This window comes from Methylobacterium sp. UNC378MF (assembly GCF_900103195.1).
GTDB lineage: Bacteria > Pseudomonadota > Alphaproteobacteria > Rhizobiales > Beijerinckiaceae > Methylobacterium.
This window is the reverse complement of record NZ_FMWU01000003.1, coordinates 182,950-197,317: the sequence shown is the minus strand read 5'-3', so window position 1 is coordinate 197,317 and position 14,368 is coordinate 182,950. Positions and strand designations below refer to the sequence as shown.

Annotated in this window: 29 protein-coding genes; all 29 read right to left on the bottom strand. The window is 71.6% G+C overall.

Annotation, left to right across the window (positions count from 1 at the left end):
• Nucleotides 1–202 precede the first annotated feature (202 nt).
• From BLT59_RS04585 to BLT59_RS04450, 29 genes are read right to left on the bottom strand one after another with little or no spacing between them, the layout of a single operon-like run.
• The gene (locus BLT59_RS04585) at nt 203–604 is read right to left on the bottom strand and encodes a GIY-YIG nuclease family protein (protein ID WP_091776978.1); all 402 of its coding nucleotides are present in this window, start codon (nt 602–604) and stop codon (nt 203–205) included.
• Nucleotides 601–1,749: a hypothetical protein gene (locus BLT59_RS04580; protein ID WP_091776976.1), complete on the bottom strand. Its 1,149-nt coding sequence runs from the start codon at nt 1,747–1,749 to the stop codon at nt 601–603. The genes BLT59_RS04585 and BLT59_RS04580 overlap by 4 nt, the downstream gene beginning before the upstream one ends.
• Complete coding sequence (locus tag BLT59_RS30530; protein WP_139173952.1) at nt 1,712–1,987, bottom strand: hypothetical protein; 276 nt, start codon at nt 1,985–1,987, stop codon at nt 1,712–1,714. Before BLT59_RS30530 ends, BLT59_RS04580 begins: the two co-directional genes overlap by 38 nt.
• Before the next feature lie 43 nt (nt 1,988–2,030).
• Nucleotides 2,031–2,420: a hypothetical protein gene (locus BLT59_RS04575; protein WP_091776974.1), complete on the bottom strand. Its 390-nt coding sequence runs from the start codon at nt 2,418–2,420 to the stop codon at nt 2,031–2,033.
• Nucleotides 2,417–2,689, bottom strand: coding sequence for a hypothetical protein (locus BLT59_RS04570; protein WP_091776972.1), 273 nt, complete (start codon nt 2,687–2,689; stop codon nt 2,417–2,419). Before BLT59_RS04570 ends, BLT59_RS04575 begins: the two co-directional genes overlap by 4 nt.
• 3 nt (nt 2,690–2,692) lie before the next feature.
• Complete coding sequence (locus tag BLT59_RS04565; RefSeq protein WP_175543928.1) at nt 2,693–2,914, bottom strand: hypothetical protein; 222 nt, start codon at nt 2,912–2,914, stop codon at nt 2,693–2,695.
• Nucleotides 2,889–3,224, bottom strand: coding sequence for a hypothetical protein (locus tag BLT59_RS04560; protein ID WP_091776971.1), 336 nt, complete (start codon nt 3,222–3,224; stop codon nt 2,889–2,891). Before BLT59_RS04560 ends, BLT59_RS04565 begins: the two co-directional genes overlap by 26 nt.
• Nucleotides 3,221–3,592 carry a hypothetical protein gene (locus BLT59_RS04555; protein ID WP_091776969.1) on the bottom strand — a complete coding sequence of 124 codons (372 nt, stop codon included), beginning with the start codon at nt 3,590–3,592 and terminating at the stop codon, nt 3,221–3,223. Before BLT59_RS04555 ends, BLT59_RS04560 begins: the two co-directional genes overlap by 4 nt.
• Nucleotides 3,589–4,359, bottom strand: coding sequence for a hypothetical protein (locus BLT59_RS04550; RefSeq protein WP_091776967.1), 771 nt, complete (start codon nt 4,357–4,359; stop codon nt 3,589–3,591). Before BLT59_RS04550 ends, BLT59_RS04555 begins: the two co-directional genes overlap by 4 nt.
• Nucleotides 4,359–4,634 (bottom strand): DUF2312 domain-containing protein, encoded by a 276-nt coding sequence (locus BLT59_RS04545; RefSeq protein ID WP_091776965.1) that lies wholly within the window; start codon nt 4,632–4,634, stop codon nt 4,359–4,361. The genes BLT59_RS04550 and BLT59_RS04545 overlap by 1 nt, the downstream gene beginning before the upstream one ends.
• Nucleotides 4,631–5,317, bottom strand: a complete 687-nt coding sequence (locus tag BLT59_RS04540) for a DUF7168 domain-containing protein (RefSeq protein ID WP_091776963.1) — start codon at nt 5,315–5,317, stop codon at nt 4,631–4,633. Before BLT59_RS04540 ends, BLT59_RS04545 begins: the two co-directional genes overlap by 4 nt.
• Nucleotides 5,314–5,667 carry a hypothetical protein gene (locus tag BLT59_RS04535; protein ID WP_091776961.1) on the bottom strand — a complete coding sequence of 118 codons (354 nt, stop codon included), beginning with the start codon at nt 5,665–5,667 and terminating at the stop codon, nt 5,314–5,316. Before BLT59_RS04535 ends, BLT59_RS04540 begins: the two co-directional genes overlap by 4 nt.
• Nucleotides 5,664–6,320: a hypothetical protein gene (locus tag BLT59_RS04530; protein WP_091776959.1), complete on the bottom strand. Its 657-nt coding sequence runs from the start codon at nt 6,318–6,320 to the stop codon at nt 5,664–5,666. Before BLT59_RS04530 ends, BLT59_RS04535 begins: the two co-directional genes overlap by 4 nt.
• Entirely contained in the window at nt 6,317–6,604 is a 288-nt protein-coding gene (locus BLT59_RS04525) for a hypothetical protein (protein WP_091776957.1), read from the bottom strand. The genes BLT59_RS04530 and BLT59_RS04525 overlap by 4 nt, the downstream gene beginning before the upstream one ends.
• The gene (locus BLT59_RS04520) at nt 6,601–7,419 is read right to left on the bottom strand and encodes an MmcB family DNA repair protein (protein WP_244513836.1); all 819 of its coding nucleotides are present in this window, start codon (nt 7,417–7,419) and stop codon (nt 6,601–6,603) included. Before BLT59_RS04520 ends, BLT59_RS04525 begins: the two co-directional genes overlap by 4 nt.
• 44 nt (nt 7,420–7,463) lie before the next feature.
• Nucleotides 7,464–7,832, bottom strand: a complete 369-nt coding sequence (locus BLT59_RS04515; RefSeq protein ID WP_091776956.1) for a hypothetical protein — start codon at nt 7,830–7,832, stop codon at nt 7,464–7,466.
• Nucleotides 7,829–8,185 carry a hypothetical protein gene (locus BLT59_RS04510; RefSeq protein WP_091776954.1) on the bottom strand — a complete coding sequence of 119 codons (357 nt, stop codon included), beginning with the start codon at nt 8,183–8,185 and terminating at the stop codon, nt 7,829–7,831. The genes BLT59_RS04515 and BLT59_RS04510 overlap by 4 nt, the downstream gene beginning before the upstream one ends.
• Nucleotides 8,182–8,622: an ASCH domain-containing protein gene (locus tag BLT59_RS04505; RefSeq protein ID WP_091776952.1), complete on the bottom strand. Its 441-nt coding sequence runs from the start codon at nt 8,620–8,622 to the stop codon at nt 8,182–8,184. The genes BLT59_RS04510 and BLT59_RS04505 overlap by 4 nt, the downstream gene beginning before the upstream one ends.
• A 1-nt stretch (nt 8,623) precedes the next feature.
• Entirely contained in the window at nt 8,624–10,708 is a 2,085-nt protein-coding gene (locus tag BLT59_RS04500; RefSeq protein WP_091776951.1) for a DNA cytosine methyltransferase, read from the bottom strand.
• Nucleotides 10,705–10,914, bottom strand: a complete 210-nt coding sequence (locus tag BLT59_RS04495) for a hypothetical protein (protein WP_139173949.1) — start codon at nt 10,912–10,914, stop codon at nt 10,705–10,707. The genes BLT59_RS04500 and BLT59_RS04495 overlap by 4 nt, the downstream gene beginning before the upstream one ends.
• A complete protein-coding gene (locus BLT59_RS04490) occupies nt 10,911–11,678 on the bottom strand; it encodes a helix-turn-helix domain-containing protein (RefSeq protein ID WP_091776947.1) in 768 nt (255 codons plus the stop codon). The genes BLT59_RS04495 and BLT59_RS04490 overlap by 4 nt, the downstream gene beginning before the upstream one ends.
• Nucleotides 11,678–11,962: a hypothetical protein gene (locus BLT59_RS04485; RefSeq protein ID WP_091776945.1), complete on the bottom strand. Its 285-nt coding sequence runs from the start codon at nt 11,960–11,962 to the stop codon at nt 11,678–11,680. Before BLT59_RS04485 ends, BLT59_RS04490 begins: the two co-directional genes overlap by 1 nt.
• Nucleotides 11,959–12,354, bottom strand: a complete 396-nt coding sequence (locus BLT59_RS04480; protein WP_139173946.1) for a hypothetical protein — start codon at nt 12,352–12,354, stop codon at nt 11,959–11,961. The genes BLT59_RS04485 and BLT59_RS04480 overlap by 4 nt, the downstream gene beginning before the upstream one ends.
• Entirely contained in the window at nt 12,351–12,581 is a 231-nt protein-coding gene (locus tag BLT59_RS04475; protein ID WP_091776941.1) for a hypothetical protein, read from the bottom strand. The genes BLT59_RS04480 and BLT59_RS04475 overlap by 4 nt, the downstream gene beginning before the upstream one ends.
• Nucleotides 12,581–12,982, bottom strand: coding sequence for a hypothetical protein (locus BLT59_RS04470; RefSeq protein WP_091776939.1), 402 nt, complete (start codon nt 12,980–12,982; stop codon nt 12,581–12,583). Before BLT59_RS04470 ends, BLT59_RS04475 begins: the two co-directional genes overlap by 1 nt.
• A complete protein-coding gene (locus BLT59_RS04465) occupies nt 12,979–13,269 on the bottom strand; it encodes a hypothetical protein (RefSeq protein ID WP_091776937.1) in 291 nt (96 codons plus the stop codon). Before BLT59_RS04465 ends, BLT59_RS04470 begins: the two co-directional genes overlap by 4 nt.
• On the bottom strand, nt 13,266–13,721 hold the full coding sequence (locus tag BLT59_RS04460) for a hypothetical protein (protein WP_091776935.1): 456 nt from the start codon (nt 13,719–13,721) through the stop codon (nt 13,266–13,268). Before BLT59_RS04460 ends, BLT59_RS04465 begins: the two co-directional genes overlap by 4 nt.
• Nucleotides 13,718–14,089, bottom strand: a complete 372-nt coding sequence (locus BLT59_RS04455; RefSeq protein WP_091776933.1) for a hypothetical protein — start codon at nt 14,087–14,089, stop codon at nt 13,718–13,720. Before BLT59_RS04455 ends, BLT59_RS04460 begins: the two co-directional genes overlap by 4 nt.
• Nucleotides 14,086–14,367 (bottom strand): hypothetical protein, encoded by a 282-nt coding sequence (locus BLT59_RS04450; RefSeq protein ID WP_091776931.1) that lies wholly within the window; start codon nt 14,365–14,367, stop codon nt 14,086–14,088. The genes BLT59_RS04455 and BLT59_RS04450 overlap by 4 nt, the downstream gene beginning before the upstream one ends.
• Between the last annotated feature and the right edge of the window lies 1 nt (nt 14,368).

The window sequence follows — 14,368 nt, the reverse complement described above, 5'->3', positions numbered from 1 at the left end:
CTTTTTTCCCATTATTGCAGTCGGTTACGAAGCGGGTACGGCCACGCCGTTCAACCGCTAACCGTCAAGCTGTCAAACTTTCAGACCCGGTTTGTTCGCTCGGCACGTCGACGTCGGGCATTTCGAGCCGGCCCATCATCACGCTCCGCATGATCGTCTTCATGATCAGCGGACTGGCGGTGAACCACTCACCCTTGCGGCGCTAGGCGTCGAAGCGCCGGTGCAGCCTGGTCTCTTCGGCCTTGGTGCCGCGAAAGGCGGCGATCATGCTCGGCTTGTCCGGCATTCCGGTCGCCAACTCGCCGGCGCGCGAGAGTGGCTGTTTCGAGAAGCCGATCTTGATGCGGTCCCCGCATCTCAGGAAGTAGACGTAGCCGCTTCGTGACGGAGAGATCGCGGGCGGCTCGCCGCGGCTGGCTGCCCGGGCCTCCTGCCAGCGCGCTGTCCATAGCGCCGCCTGTGCCCGCGCCTCCGGACCGTCCTCGCCACACGGGACGAGGCTGAAGCCGAGCGCCTTCATCCTGGGCGTCGGACACCAGTAGCCGAGCTTGCGGCCGTGGCGCTCCCGGATGACGTAGTAGGCGATCTTCGCGGGCCGACTCATTTCGAGGCCCTCGTGGCACGCGCCCTCCTCCGGGCGTTCAGCCGCGCGCGATCGACGGCCTGGACGGCATTGATGTCGACCGGCTGGTAGGTGCGCTCCAGCTCCGCGTTGGCGGCGATCGAGTTGGCGAGCTTCGCGCCCAGGTGCTCCCGTGACGCACCCCCTGCCCTCGCCTCGATCGCGACCGAGCGACGGATGTCGAGCATCTGCCGGGTCTCCTTCGGATCGACCAAGCGGCGCAGATCGCGGAAGTCCTCGGCGAGCGAGTTCTTCCGGTACGGCGCCCCCTCTCGGGTTCGGAACAGCGGCGTCGACGGCAACGGCCGCAGGCCCAGGCCTTCGAGATAGGCTCTCATCAGCACGGCCGACCGCCGCGACAGCGTGCCGATCGCCGCCTGCCCCGTCTTGGCGCGGCCGATCTCGAAAGCGCCGAAGCGGCCGACGCGCACGAGTTGGCCTGCCGTGAGAGATCGGGCGTCGACCGGCGAGAAGGCGGTGTCCCACATGATCGACACGAGGCAGGCGAGGCCGCGGTAGCCCTCGCGCCAGGCGCGGTGGATGATCCGGCGCAGCTCGTGCTCCTGCCAGATTGCCGCCCGCGCCTTGGGTGTGACGCGGCGGACGCCGAGCGAAGGGTCCGCGCCGCGGGCGCAGTAGAACGGTCGGCCGCCGCTCATGGCGGCCGCCACGACCCAGAGTGCGCGCCAGATCTTCATGGCCCGGTGCGCCTCGCGCACGCCGGCCGACTCGATCAGGTCGGCGTACCAAGCGTCGATCAGGTCGTAATCGACCGTGTGCGGGGCGACGTCGCCGAAGATCGGAGCGATGTAGCGCCAGCCCCGCTCCCAGTCCTCGCGGGTGCGCGCTTGCTTGCGGTTCCAACCTTCTGTGGCCCGGTAGCGGTCATAGGCCTCGCCGAGGGATCCGCGCGGCCACTTCGGCTTCTCGGCCGCCTTCACGCCCTTGCGGTGCGCCTGCCAGCGCTCGTTCCAGGTTCTGGCATCGCGCCAGGCGTCGGGCCCGTCAGGGCCAAGCGCGATCAGCGAGAACCCCGCAGCCTTCATCTTCGGCGTCGGGCACCAGTAGGCCAGCCGTTTGCCGTGTCGCTCACGAACGACGAGGTAGGGGATCTTCACGGTGCCCACCGGTTCGTCTCTCCGCGAGTCGCTGTCTGGCGACCGAAGCGTCACGCGCCTCGCCGAGGACTGTCAATTCGGGGAAGAGATCGGGATGGCGCCGGCGGCGCCAGCGGTCGATCGCTTCGATGCAGTAGTGGCCAGAGGTCGGGTCGGCGGAAGGGAAGCCGCGCCGACGCAGCTCGGGCAGCGCCGACTCGAACTCGCGCACGCCGGCGAAGCCCATGCGTGCCGCGACCTTAGCCACGGGTACGTCGCCGATCTCAGGTATGAGCTGCGGCCGTCCCACGTCACGCCCTCCACGCTTGGCCGGCTGCCCGGCGCATCTCTTCCTCTGCCGGCAGCTCCGGGGCGGCTGAAGGCTCCGGATCGCCAAGGGTGAGCGTGGGCGTGGACGCCTCGGCGGCTTGTCCAGTTCGCGCATCCGCGACCCGCGCGCGCACGTCCGGCCAGTTCCGACGGTCGGCCCATTGCGCCCAAACGTTCTGCGCGGCGTCGTGGAAGGCCTCCGCCTCGTCCCGCAGCTGCTCTGACCGCCGCAGCAGCGACTTCGCCTCGCGGGTCAGCATGCTGGCGCGCGTGTGGAGGTCGACCGCGCGCTTCGCACTGCGAGCGGCCGCATCGCGCATCGCGTCGGCATAGCCGGCCGCATAGTCGTCGCTCTCCGAAGGACGCGTCACGATCCCGGCCTCCCGAAGCGGAAGCCCTCGACCCGGGCGATCTCATCGCGCAGCTGGGCGAGCCTCGCGGCCTGGAGCTGGCGCGCGTAGTTCTCCGCCGCCCAGCGCTGGCGGTGCCACTGGCGCCCCTCGCCGGTGAGGCAGTAGCCGAACGCGCCATAGTGGACGGTATCGCCCACGACCTTGCCCCAGACCTCCAGGATCTCGCCGGCGAACAGCGGGTCGGGGGTGAGATAGACGTGCACGAGGGGCGCGGGATCATCAGGCACGGCTCACGCCTCCGGGATCTGCGGGTGCGGGAAGGTGCGCTCGGTCGCGTCGCCGGCAGCGGCGAGGAGCGCCCGGGCGAAGGCGCGCGCCTCTTCGCGCGTCAGGTCGAGCGCCACGGTGAGATCACGGCCCAGGACGTCGAGCCCGAGCTGGACGCCGCCGGCGATGGGACGGGCGGCCAGCGCCCAAGCGGATGTGTCAGAGGTGCGCAAAGCTGGCTCCATGCGCCACGGCCCGCTCACCGTCCGGGCAAACCTTGTTGATCGCCTCAGCGAGCGTCGCGTCGCGGCCCTTCACCCGTTTGATCAGGACGTCGAGGTCCGTGTTGCAGACATCCTTGTAGGCGACCCAGATCTGCGAGCCGCGGATGTTCATGTCGTCTAGGTCGAGGACGAACATCATGAAATCCATGCCCTGGATCTTCTGCGACAGATCGGTGAGGACCCTGAGCGCGCCCATGTTGCCCTCTACGAAGGGCAGGAGCGGATCGCCCATGCGGTAGCGCTTTCGCTGTGTTGCGAGCCGTTCGGTCATGCGGCGGTCCTTCCGTGGCTGGCTTGCAGCGCGTCCCAGGCCCTGTCTCGGGCAGCCTCGAGGCGCTTGGCCGCGCGATCGGCGCGCTCCCGCTCGACCCGCTTGGCCTCCCGGACCGCGACGGGGTCGACGAAGGATTGCGCGACCGATGCGGGATCCATCGGCGCAAAGGCCGCGACGTATGCGGAGAAGGCCTCCAGCTCCCGCTCGCGGGCATCCAGCGCCCGACGGGCGAGGACGTCCCAGCGCGCCCGCCACAGCTCTGCGGGACGCAGGTTGAAGGAAAGCCGCGCCTTGATGAGCTGTAGCAGCTCGTCGCGGTCGAGATCTTCGAGAGCGATTGGGGGCGGGGCGGGCGCTGCGCTCATGCCGCGTCTCCGATGTCCTGCTCGGCCAGCACGCACATGATGGAGCAGTCGATCGCCGGCTCTCCGTCATGGTCGCCGCGGTTCGGATCGAGCTCGTCGAGCATGATCGGCGTGCCGTCCGGCTCCCGCCAGAACGCCGCGTTGAGGCGGAGCGCGCGCTGCTGGGCGGCGCGTCTGGCGAACACCTCGGGGAACACCTTCCGGGTGTGGTTCCAGTACCCCATGCCTCCCTTCACGCAGCCGAGGCAGTTGTTGTTGCGGAAGCCGAGCCGGTACATCGCCGGCAGCTCAATCCCGGCGCGGGCCACGATCGCGTGGCAGTCGGCCTTGGTGAGCCCCGCCTCAATCAGCGGGAACTCCATCGCCTCGACGCTCTGCGAGCGCAGGCGGGCCGCTCGATCCTGTTCCTCGACGGTGTAGCCGAACACCAGCACGTCGGTCGGACGCTGGAAGGCGTTGGCCGGCTCGCGCTTCATCGCGCCGGTGCAGACCGCGCCGCGGTGGCTCCTCATGAACCGCTCACGGACGAACACGTCGTCGATGTCGCGGAAGCGGTCCGAGGCCACGACCACGATGGGCTGGCCGAACCACCGCTCGCAGTCGCGCCGGAAGCGGGCATTGTCCGGGTGCTCGGACCGCGAGTCGCTGTTGAGGACGACGACCTCACGGTCTGTGCCGCGGTGCTTCGCGATGGTGAGCTTGGTCGCCACCGCGCTCGCGTCGCCGCACGAGTACTTGCAGATGATCCGTGGGGTGCGGCGCTGCATTACGCGAGCCCCAGCGCCTGCATGTAGAGCTCGAGGATCGCCTCCTGCTCCTGGCGCTCGCTGTGGTCCTGCTTGCGGATGCGCAGGATCGTGCGGACGGCCTTCGCGTCGAAGCCCCGGCCCTTCAGCTCGGCGAACACCTCCTTGATGTCGCCCATGATGCCGGCCTTCTCTTCCTCGAGGCGCTCCAGGCGCTCGATGAACTGCTTCAGCTCGTCGGCCGCGACGCCTTCGGCGGCGGCGACGTCGCCCGATGTGGACAGGCCTGCAGTCATGATGCCCTCTCGATGAGACCGGCCGGCGCCGTGCCGGCGTTGGTGACGCCGCGGTCGAGGCGGGCGCGATCGCCGGCGCGATGGCCGGCCCAGGCAGCGTCCTGGAACCGCGGGTCACGCGCAGATCGCCCGCACTCCCGGGTGTCGGGGAAGCGCGCATCCAGGACACGCTGCGCGGCCGCGAGCGCGGTCGGATCGCGCGACTCGCGGAACAGCGCGGTCAGCCGTTGGCGCAGCCGCAGGACCATCGCGTCGGTGAAGTCGGTCGTGGCTGCCCGTCGGGTGCGCAGGTTGCGTCGGCGACGGTAGAACTCGCCCGCCTGGAAGCGCTTCACCTCGGCTTCGACCGAGCGGACGCACAGGTCGCGCAGGTAGGCCGCAACCTCCGGGCCCGGCGACCGACCGATGAACAGGAACTGGCGGTTCCACTGCCAGATCGCGGCCGTGTTGGTGACGGCCGCGATCGTGTTGACCAGATCCCAACGCCAGTTCGGCCGCGACGAGGCCTCGGCCGCCGTCGACTCCGTCATCACCAGCTCGTCCTCCGACAAGCCGTGCTCCCGCATCAGCCGCGCAGCGACCTCGGCCGCGGCCATCGCTTCAGCTTCCGTGCAGCCGGCGCCCGTCGTCTTGGCGCGCAGGGCGGAGATCTTCGCCTTCAGGCGATCGGAGGCGGCGGTCATGCGGATGCAGCCTCGGTGACCACGGGCGCCGACCAGGTGGGCCGCTCCGCCGCTTGGCGCCGCGCGAAGGCGGCCCGGATCTCGGGGACACGACCGAGAGCGAGCTTCGCGGCCAGACGCCCAGGCGGGTTGTAGCGCAGGCCGGTAGGCAGGCCCTGCATCAGCGCGCGGGCCGGATCGCGATAGGCGTGGACCTGCGCCTCGGTGAAGCCCGCCTGGAACAGGTGGACGATGGTGCAGGCCTCCTCGGGGCCTGACGTCCGCTCCTGCATCACCCGCACCATGCGGATGACGTGGTCGAGCGCGTCGGGCGCGCGGCGGGCGGCATGGATCATGGACGGCGACGTCATGGGCGGGCCTCCTGAGGTTGCGGGGTGGATCGACGGGCCCGGGCCGGCCGGGCGGCCTTCTTCCGGGCCTTCTTCGGTGTGGCAGCTGCGACCTCTTGCGGTGTCGGGGCACGCCAGGTCTGCGACCACTCGGGACCGAACAGGCCGTCGTTGCCCGGCACGATCAGGCGCAGCGCGATCGCGCGCTCGGCGACAGCCGTGCGGATCCGGCGGCCGGAGGGCGCGAGCCGGTAGCCACGCGCGCCATCGTCGCTGACGGTCACCACCAGGACAGCGCCGGCCGTGAGATCGGCGAGCAGCTGCAGCACCGGCTTCGCGGTCCGCTTCCTCGGCAGGACGATGATCGCCGGCTCGGCCGCGACCGGCCGGGGCGCCTCGGGCTCGCCAGCGCCGTTCCACTCGGCGTCCGTAGCAGTCCAGGCGCGGCGTCGCGCTTCGGCGCGCACCTGCAGCTCGACCTCGGCGATCCACGCCTCGATCCGGGCGGCCACGTCCCGCCCAGCTGGGACGAGGTACGTCCAAGGCGCGGCTGCGGCCTGCAGGCGCGGAAACGTCTTGCGCAGGCCCACCACGAGCCAGAACTGACGCGGCAGGCTCACGAGGAAGCCCCCGGAGATCTCCGCGACGCCGATCGGGACCGGGACGGGCTTCATGACCCGGCCTCCGTCGCCTCAGGCGCAGCCCAGCGGCTGCACGCCGGCGCCTTCGCCCGCACGTCACTGGCGATGCCGGCGGTCCAGCCCCGGCGCATCAGCCCGCATTTCAGGTAGACCCGCGCCATCTGCCGGCGGACGACGTGCGCACAGGATCCGCAGGTTTCACCGGCCGGGCCGGTACCGGGCAGCGCAGCGTAGCCCTTCGGAGTGGTGCCGGCCTTGAGGCGTTTTCGCTCCTGCGGCGTGAGGGCACGATCGAGGTTGAAGAGGTCGGCAATCATGCGCGGCCCCTCTTGGTTCTCTTGCTCTCCGTCGGCGGCTTGCGCGGCGGCAGCCCGATCTCAGCCAGGGCCTCTTCGACACGGGCGGCACAGCTGCGCAGCGTCTCGGCGGCGTGCTGGAGGCCGTGGAAGGCCTTGTCGACGCCGCTCTTCTTCAGCGCGGCGACGGCGCGGCCGGTCTCCTCAGCGTCCCAGTTGAACCCGCGGAATTCGCTGATCTTGAAGCCGGCCGCGGCCTCGAAGGCCTCGACATCGCGGATGACCTGGTCGCGGTCCCCTACGCGCATCTCGACGGCTCGCCGGACGCGCTCGTCGAACGCCTCTTCCTTCTCGCGCATCCGTCGGGTGATCGCGGCCTCGACGGCGGCGTCGTCCGTCTTGGAAGCCCGGCGGAGGAGCGCGGCGAGGAAGCGGCGATCGCAGTCTTTGGCGTCCGTGCGGGTCGCCTCGCGGACGGTGGTCAGCCGCTCGCCGTCGAAGTCGATCCAGCCCCAGGCCGGCGGGATCTCGTCCGAGCTCTCGACGACGCCGGGGCCCGTGACGAGCCACCACCGGTCGCAATACGCGGCAATCGTCTCTGCCTTCTCCGGCCGCTTGCGCTCGTTGCGCCAGTCGTACCGGCTGACCTTGATCTCCATGCCGTGGAGCTCGAGGCCACGGCTCGGCCACAGGCTCATGGCGACCGCATCGGCGAAGCGCGTGTGCCGGGCGCCGGTGGCGTCGCCAACCTCGAACAGCAGCGCCCACTCCGGCGCGCAGAAGCGGCGGCGAAGCGCGACGCGCACGTCGGCCGCCGTGATGGGCTTCGCGGGCACGCGGGCTTTCGGAGGCGTGAGGAGGTCGGAGACAGGGGCCGGCTTCACGACATCACCCCGAAAAGGTCAGGGGTCAGCGGTCGGCCGTTCGTCGCCACTGCCGGCCGAACGCCGTGTTCGGCCAGCGCCCGCAGGTCCGGGATCATCTCCAGCTCGACCTCAGCCCGGGTGTATTCCCAGCCGGGGAGGCAGGCGTGGTGGAAGCGGTCGTTGACCTGGAGGAAGCCCGGTAGGTTCGCCCAGGTGACGTGACACTCGCCGCGGCGCGGGTTGCTGAAGTCGAGGAACGCGACGCTGCGCTCCCCCCGAGTGGACGGATCGGCGATGGCGGCGGCCAGGGTGCGGGCGGCGATCGCCGCGTCGGCGCGCTCCTGCATGGTCGGCGGTGGGAGCTTGGGGGCGCGGCGGGTCATGCTGCAACCTCAGCAGCCGAGGGCCGCGCGTCGGCGCGGAGCACGATGACCGGCTTGAACCGCAGGATGGCTATCCGCGTCAGCACCGGCTCGCCGCGGGCCTTCATGGACTCGATCTCGGCATCGGAAGGCGCCGCCGGATCGTACTGCATCACCATCCAGTAGGGCTGGCCGCCGGCGCGGACGAAGGCGTGGTCGAACGCGCCATCGAGGCGCCGCCACATCTTCCCGGGGGTCGTGCCCGTCGGGTAGCTGGCGCTGTAGTCGCGCAGGTCCTCGAACTGCTGCGGGGTGAGGCGCAGGCGGGGAAGCGTCGCGATGAAGTCGCGGGGCTGCGGAACGACGCGTGTCATGCAGCTACTCCCGCGATATCGAGCGCGTCGGCCGCCACGAGCGGCTGCCATCGGATCAGCACACCGTGGAAAGTGTCGACGCCGGGATGCTCGGCGCGCCAGAAGGCGTGCAACTCGTCGAAGTCGGCGAAGCCGTCGGCCCGGGCGAAGTTCTGGAGGGCGCGCGCCGTGAGCCAGTGCTCCGCGAGCGCACCCTCGGCGTCGAAGATCAGGACCTCCGGCACGCGCCGCGCGCGCGGCAGCTCGATCCGGATCGGATTGACGGACAGGCAGGGTGTCTCACCCAGCCGCCGGCACTGGCGGGTGCGCATCCCGGTGTAGAGCTGCACGAGCTCGCCCGGGCGGGCGTGACGCTTCCGTTCGGCCCGGATCGTCTGCGCCTTGGTGCCGGCGAGGATGGGCGGCCCGAACCACTTCTTGAAGCTGTAGGCGACCACGTCAGGCCTCCCCAGATGTAAGAGGCAGGTCGAGCGACGCGGCGATCGCCACGGGGCGGACCCAGATCGGCTCGCTCGACAGCAGGAAGGTCTCGCCGGCCTTCGCGAGCAGCAGCGTCCGGGCGATCACGCCCATGACGGCCTCGGCCGCGGCGGGCGGGACCATATTGCCGATCCGCTCGCGCCAGGCGCTGTCGGACTGGCCGTGCATGGCGAAGCCGACGTCTTCGGGCCCGACGTAGCTCTGGAGCGCGGCGAGCTCGAAGGTGGTGAAGGGCCGGTGCCAGGTCCCGTCGAGCGCCTGGATCACCGCGACGAGGCGGTCGTCTGGCGCCGGCAGCGCGGCGGGCGGATCGATCTCGGCGGGCTCGCGCGGGTCGGCCACGGACCAGCGGCCGTTGTCGTGCTGGCCGGAGCCGGTGACCGCGTAGGCCGATCCGCTCCAGGGCGTGACGCCGTAGTGGCCGCCGTTCTGGAACACCTCCCGGCCGCCGCGGGCGAACTCGGGCCGCGGGTCGGCGACGCACAGCGCTCCGGAGCCGATGCGGTCCGCGCCCGTCACCGTGCCGGCGGCGCTCCCGTACGGCACCACCTTGAGCTTGTTCCGGTGTGCGGTGCCGGCCCAGGTGCAGCGCGGATCAGCAACGGCGAAGCGCCCGGTGGTCGCCTCGGCCTGTGCGGTGATCGCGCCGACTGGCTCGTCCAGCGCCAGCACGCCCATGGTCTGATCGCGCCACGGGCGGGCCGGCCGCGGATCCGCCAGCGCGAAGGCGCCCTGCCCAGTCGTCGACGCGCCGATGACGGTGCCGGCCGCCTCGCCGTAGCCGGTGACGCGATACTTGCCCGCGCCCCGGAAGCCCGCGGCTGCGCGGGGATCCGCCACGCAGGCCGCAGCGCCGGTGACGTGCCGGGCTCCCGTCACCGTGCGGGCATGATCACCCCAAGGCACGATGCGGAAGATGTTGGTGTGCGCACCTCGGGAAAAGCCGGTCCGCGGGTCGGCGACGGAGAGCGTCCCTTGCCCGGGCGATTTCTGGCCGGTGACCACGCCCGCCGTCTGATCCCACCGCTTCACGCCGAGTTGCGCGTACTCGTGCCCGTAGCCCGGGCGGGGATCGGCTACCGCGAAGGTGCCGGTGGTCGGCGAGCCGCGCCCCGTGACGACGCCGGCCGTCTCATCCCACGCCCGGACGCCGAGGACGCCGCGATGCCAGTTCGCGCCCGGCTCGATCGCGTAGTCCTGCAGAATGCCGTCGGCGATGCGCAGGCGGTTGAGCGAGCGCCAGTCCGACCCGGCCTCGACGAACGCGAGGCGCACCCACGTCTTCCACTGGAGCGCCGGCATCCGGTGCATCGGGCCCGCGGCCGGGTCGCCCGGGAGCGGGAGCGCGTCGAGGACCTCGCCGACGCCGCGCAGGCGCTTCTTCTCGGGCTCGTACAGGAAGGGCGGGACCTTCTGCGCGTGCCGGGCCACCAAGAGGAAGCGCTTCCGGCTCTGCGCGAGGCCGCCCAGCACGCCGCAGTCGTGCGTCGTCTCGGCGAACACGTAGCCGTAGGCGGTGAGCAGCGCGCCGATCTGGTCGAGGAGCTGCCGCCCGCGGGTCGCGATGCGCGGCACGTTCTCGAACAGGATGAACTCGGGCGGATCGTCCTGCCACGCCTCCAGGGTGAGCCAGACGGCGCGCAGGGTGAGGCCGTTCAGCGCCTGGTACTTCGCGCTGACCGAGAGCTTGTCCGAGAGCAGGCCGGAGAAGCCCTTGCAGGGCGCCGACATGAAGACGACGTGCGGGCGCTCGCCATGGGCGGCGCGCTGGAAGTCCTGCGGCGAGGCCTCGCGCCAGCCTGACGGCGGCACGCGACCATGGAACGCCGCGTACTGCTCGGCCGTGAAGAGGTCGAGCACGGTGCCGGGCACGCCCGCGACGCGGTCGAAGTCGGCGATGCCAGCCGGGTCGACGTCGACGCCGCCGATGCACCGCGGCTTGGCCACGACATGGCCGACGCGGGCCTGACCGCGGTTGAAGCCCTTGGCGCCGCCGCCGGCCCCGCCGCAGACGTGGAAATGCAGGATCTTTTGCTGGATCACGAACGGGCCTCGGCGGCGGATGGGAGGGGTGGCGCGGCTTGGGCCTCGGCCTGGGTGTTGTCGTTGGCCGCTCGCTCCGCCGCCTCCTTCCGCGCGATCGCCTTCCGCAGCTGCTCGTCGAGCCACGGGATCAGCACGATCGCGACGGCGATCGACAGGACGAAAAGGCCCATGGCGAGGGCGAGCGGGGCGGAGCGGCCGGTCATGTGCACCCACCCTGGCAAGGGGGCTGCGGCACGCCCTCGACCGCCATCCTCAGCAGCGCGTTGCGAATGGTGGTATGGTCGCGATCGCCGAACAGGCGGCCCAGGCCGACGAGCGGGAGGTCCGGACGCGCCGCGCGGACGGCGGCGATCGCGGCCCAGCGGGCGCGGATCAGCGGCGCGGTCTTGCCGGGACCGATGATCTCGGCCCGGGTGATGCCGAAGGCGGCCGCCACGTCGTCGATGATCCGCTCGGGCTCACGGGCGACCGGCGGCTGAGGGACGCCTAGGACGGCTACCCTGCGCAGCGCGTAGCGGATCCCGGTCGGGTCGCGGTCGAAGGCACGCCCGAGCTGCCCGAACGACAGATCTGGGCGGGCTTCACGCACCGCGACGATCGCCGCCCAGCGCGCCCGCACGAGCGGCGCGACCTGGCTGAAGCTGAGGATGTCCGCGTAGGCGAACCCGAAGGCCTCGGCGACGCGGGCGATGATGCGCTTGGGCTCGCGGGCGGTCTGCTCTGGGTCGAGGACCTGAAAGACGCGCGCGTCCATCTCGGACCGAGCCGCGAGCGCGGCCGCTTCACGCTCTTGAGCCTCTCGCTGGACCCGCTCGCGCTGCGCCTCGACGAGGGCCCGCGTGCGGCCATGCTCCTGGCGGGGACGCACCGTGCGGAGCGCCCAGGTCCGCTCCCGCAGGGCGCGGTAGTGCGCCTGCAGGGCGGCAGCATCCGTGAACTCGCGAACGGGGGCGCCCTGACGGAGCATCAGCGCGGCTCCCCGGTCGCGGCGGTGGCGAGCGGCGTCGACAGGTCGACGATCACCTCTGCGGTGTTGGCGAGTGACACGCGCTGATCGCGCGGCATGCGGTAGAAGGCGGCGGCGAGACGTGCGCCCGCGGGGTCGAGGAGCAGTGCGGCGACATGCACGCTGGGGCTCTGCTCGGCCACGGGGGACTCGCGGCGGGGCGCGGTGAAGTGCTCGACCGGGAGGTTGAGCGTCGCCGCGATCTGGCCGAGCAGCGCGCCGGAGCGGGATGGGGCGGCGTTCATTGGGCGCGCCCCTGGGTCGGGGCGCGGAACTCCTGCACGATATCGATCGTGGCAGGCTTGTCGAAGATGTCCCGCACCCGGTCGACGAGCGAGTCCAAGAGCACGATCGCGATGCGCTCCGCGGAACCCTCGTCCCCGTCAGCGCACGAAAGGCAGAAGCTCGCGATCACGTTGGCGATCGCGCTCGCCAACATCACGCTCGTGGTGCGGCCGTCGACGCCCAGATCCATCGCTTCCGCGATCGGGGTCAGGGCGCTTTCCATGACGGCGTGCGCGAGCTCGCGATTGATCGCCTCCAGGCGATCCTTTGGCGGAGGAAGCGCCTTGGCGGCTTCGTTGGCGGCGGCGAATGCGGCCACCAGCGCATCTCGGCGGGGACTGAGCGTCGTCATCGGGCGCACCACAGCGGCGAGGGAGCGGGAGGCGGGGCGGCGTAGTCCAGGCGTTCCGGCGGGCAGTCGGCGACCCCGAAGCGGCCGTCGAAGCGGACGGCGATGCCCTTCAGCCCGGCGCGGGGCGGCGCCACCGTCCCGAGGCGGCCGGAGAGACGTTCGACCACGCGGGCGCCGATGGCGGTCGGCGCGTGCGGGTGCGTCTGCTTGATGAGGTCGTAGGCCATCACGGCAGCTCCCCGCGGTCGGGGATGCTCACGCCGGCGGCCCGGGCCCGGGCGTCGTCGAACCGCTGCATGCGGCCGCTGAGGGCGAGCTGCCCGTTGCTGCGAAGGCGCCCCTGCTCGGCGAGCCGGATCAGCGCGTCGAGCGCGGCCGCGGCGATGACCTCCTCGTCCTGGATGCCCTCGGTCGGGCCGTAACAGGCGAGCAGGGCGACCGGGATCCGCTGACCCGGCGCGCCCCGATCATCGGGATGCGGGGGCGTGCCCACTTCCTTCAGGAACGGGTCGAGCAGCTGCAGCGGCAGGGACACGTGGCCCACGAAGTGCCGACGCTTCCAGTCCCAGCTCACGTCGACGAGCTCGCCGTGAAAGGCGCCCGGCCGGGCTTCGCGCGGGCCGCTCACGACAGGATCGCCCAGGTGTAGGCGCCGAAGGCGGCGAGCACGGCGATCGCCACGACGTCGCGGGCGTGGCCGAGCGCCTGGATCCAAGGCCGCTCGGAGGCCGCCAGCTCGACGTAGGTCGGGACGAGGGCCATCGCCTCGGAGAGGTGCGCCTCGACGTCCTCGGCCAGGAACTCGGCCTTGAGCGCCGCGGCGGCCAGCGCCGGGCTGATGCGGGTGACGGGGTCGAGGCGGGCCAGCCGGCGCGCCATCGGGATCGTGGTCGGGATGAGGGTACGCTGGATCACGACTGGTTCTCCGGGTTCGAGGCGGGGGCGGCGGGAAGCGGGTGAGCGGCGGCGTCCATCGCGATCAGCGCCCGGGCGACGAGCTTGCGAAGCGCGAGAGCCTCTTTGGGATCGAGGACCGCCGGCGGGACGCCGCGTCCCCAGATGACGGCGCGGTCGAGCGCATCGGGGCCGGACGCGAGGACGATCATCACGTGCGCCCCGACATCGAGCGCGAGGGCAGACACGTCGGCGGGGTTGAGCGGACCGGCCTTGCGGGGCGGCACCGGCAAGGCGTCGAGGGCCGCCAAGACTGCCCGGACCTCGAAGAGCGCGCCGTCCAGGACCTCGTCGTCCCGCAGGCGATCGCCGAGACCGTCGATCTGTGCCTGCGGCCAGCCCTGGGCGCGCCACAGCGCTTCCAGTGCAGCGCGCTCGCGGCGGTCGGGGATGAGGTCGATCCGGCGGGTCATGCGCGCGGCCCCCGCAGGCAGGCCGGCAGCGGCACCTTGGGCGCGTCCTCACCGCTGTTGCACTCCAGCGAGAGGAGACCGATCAGGAGGCCGAGGTAGTAGGCCGCCTGGGGCTCAGTCGCGAACTCATCCGGGATCTGCGCCTTGGCCCACTCGCTGAGCTCGGACAGATCGTTCGCCTTCTGCGCCGAGCTGGCGACAGGGCGGCGGCCGCCGAGGCCGGAGCGCGTGGGCCAGCCACCGCAGGCGTTGCCGACCGGGCCCGAGGCCGGCCCGCGGAACACTTGCCCGAAGAAGGACTGGAGCTGCTGGTCGAACCCGAGCACGACGTGCCGGTCCGGCCGGTCGAGGAGCAGGTGGCGGCTCACGAGATCACTCCCACGGGCACGGGGTCGTAGGCGGGCAGCTCGGCGTGGTGGACGAGCGTCAGGCCGTCATTGGTGCGGGCGAGGACGGCGCCGGACTCGTGGAGGTCGAGCGCCGCTAGGCGGCTCCGGAAGGCCCGGGCGACCGGATGGGTTGGGCGCAGCAGCGTGCCGTTCCCCGGCAGGCGGTCGAGCCAGTCGACGACGTAGACCGTCTCTCCGGTGCTCTCGTCGAGCACCACGCGGCGGCCGGCGAGCGGATGATCCTTGGCGTGGGGCATG

Excerpts from the sequence above, each read along its gene's own strand:
- BLT59_RS04450 (WP_091776931.1), bottom strand. The coding sequence starts at position 14,367 with ATGCCCCACGCCAAGGATCATCCGCTCGCCGGCCGCCGCGTGGTGCTC.
- BLT59_RS04515 (WP_091776956.1), bottom strand. The coding sequence starts at position 7,832 with ATGACCCGCCGCGCCCCCAAGCTCCCACCGCCGACCATGCAGGAGCGC.
- BLT59_RS04545 (WP_091776965.1), bottom strand. The coding sequence starts at position 4,634 with ATGACTGCAGGCCTGTCCACATCGGGCGACGTCGCCGCCGCCGAAGGC.
- BLT59_RS04565 (WP_175543928.1), bottom strand. The coding sequence starts at position 2,914 with ATGGAGCCAGCTTTGCGCACCTCTGACACATCCGCTTGGGCGCTGGCC.
- BLT59_RS04530 (WP_091776959.1), bottom strand. The coding sequence starts at position 6,320 with ATGAAGCCCGTCCCGGTCCCGATCGGCGTCGCGGAGATCTCCGGGGGC.
- BLT59_RS04535 (WP_091776961.1), bottom strand. The coding sequence starts at position 5,667 with ATGACGTCGCCGTCCATGATCCATGCCGCCCGCCGCGCGCCCGACGCG.
- BLT59_RS04585 (WP_091776978.1), bottom strand. The coding sequence starts at position 604 with ATGAGTCGGCCCGCGAAGATCGCCTACTACGTCATCCGGGAGCGCCAC.
- BLT59_RS04540 (WP_091776963.1), bottom strand. The coding sequence starts at position 5,317 with ATGACCGCCGCCTCCGATCGCCTGAAGGCGAAGATCTCCGCCCTGCGC.
- BLT59_RS04460 (WP_091776935.1), bottom strand. The coding sequence starts at position 13,721 with ATGACCCGCCGGATCGACCTCATCCCCGACCGCCGCGAGCGCGCTGCA.
- BLT59_RS04550 (WP_091776967.1), bottom strand. The coding sequence starts at position 4,359 with ATGCAGCGCCGCACCCCACGGATCATCTGCAAGTACTCGTGCGGCGAC.
- BLT59_RS04555 (WP_091776969.1), bottom strand. The coding sequence starts at position 3,592 with ATGAGCGCAGCGCCCGCCCCGCCCCCAATCGCTCTCGAAGATCTCGAC.
- BLT59_RS04510 (WP_091776954.1), bottom strand. The coding sequence starts at position 8,185 with ATGACACGCGTCGTTCCGCAGCCCCGCGACTTCATCGCGACGCTTCCC.
- BLT59_RS04525 (WP_091776957.1), bottom strand. The coding sequence starts at position 6,604 with ATGATTGCCGACCTCTTCAACCTCGATCGTGCCCTCACGCCGCAGGAG.
- BLT59_RS04495 (WP_139173949.1), bottom strand. The coding sequence starts at position 10,914 with ATGACCGGCCGCTCCGCCCCGCTCGCCCTCGCCATGGGCCTTTTCGTC.
- BLT59_RS04480 (WP_139173946.1), bottom strand. The coding sequence starts at position 12,354 with ATGACGACGCTCAGTCCCCGCCGAGATGCGCTGGTGGCCGCATTCGCC.
- BLT59_RS04490 (WP_091776947.1), bottom strand. The coding sequence starts at position 11,678 with ATGCTCCGTCAGGGCGCCCCCGTTCGCGAGTTCACGGATGCTGCCGCC.
- BLT59_RS04485 (WP_091776945.1), bottom strand. The coding sequence starts at position 11,962 with ATGAACGCCGCCCCATCCCGCTCCGGCGCGCTGCTCGGCCAGATCGCG.
- BLT59_RS04560 (WP_091776971.1), bottom strand. The coding sequence starts at position 3,224 with ATGACCGAACGGCTCGCAACACAGCGAAAGCGCTACCGCATGGGCGAT.
- BLT59_RS04475 (WP_091776941.1), bottom strand. The coding sequence starts at position 12,581 with ATGGCCTACGACCTCATCAAGCAGACGCACCCGCACGCGCCGACCGCC.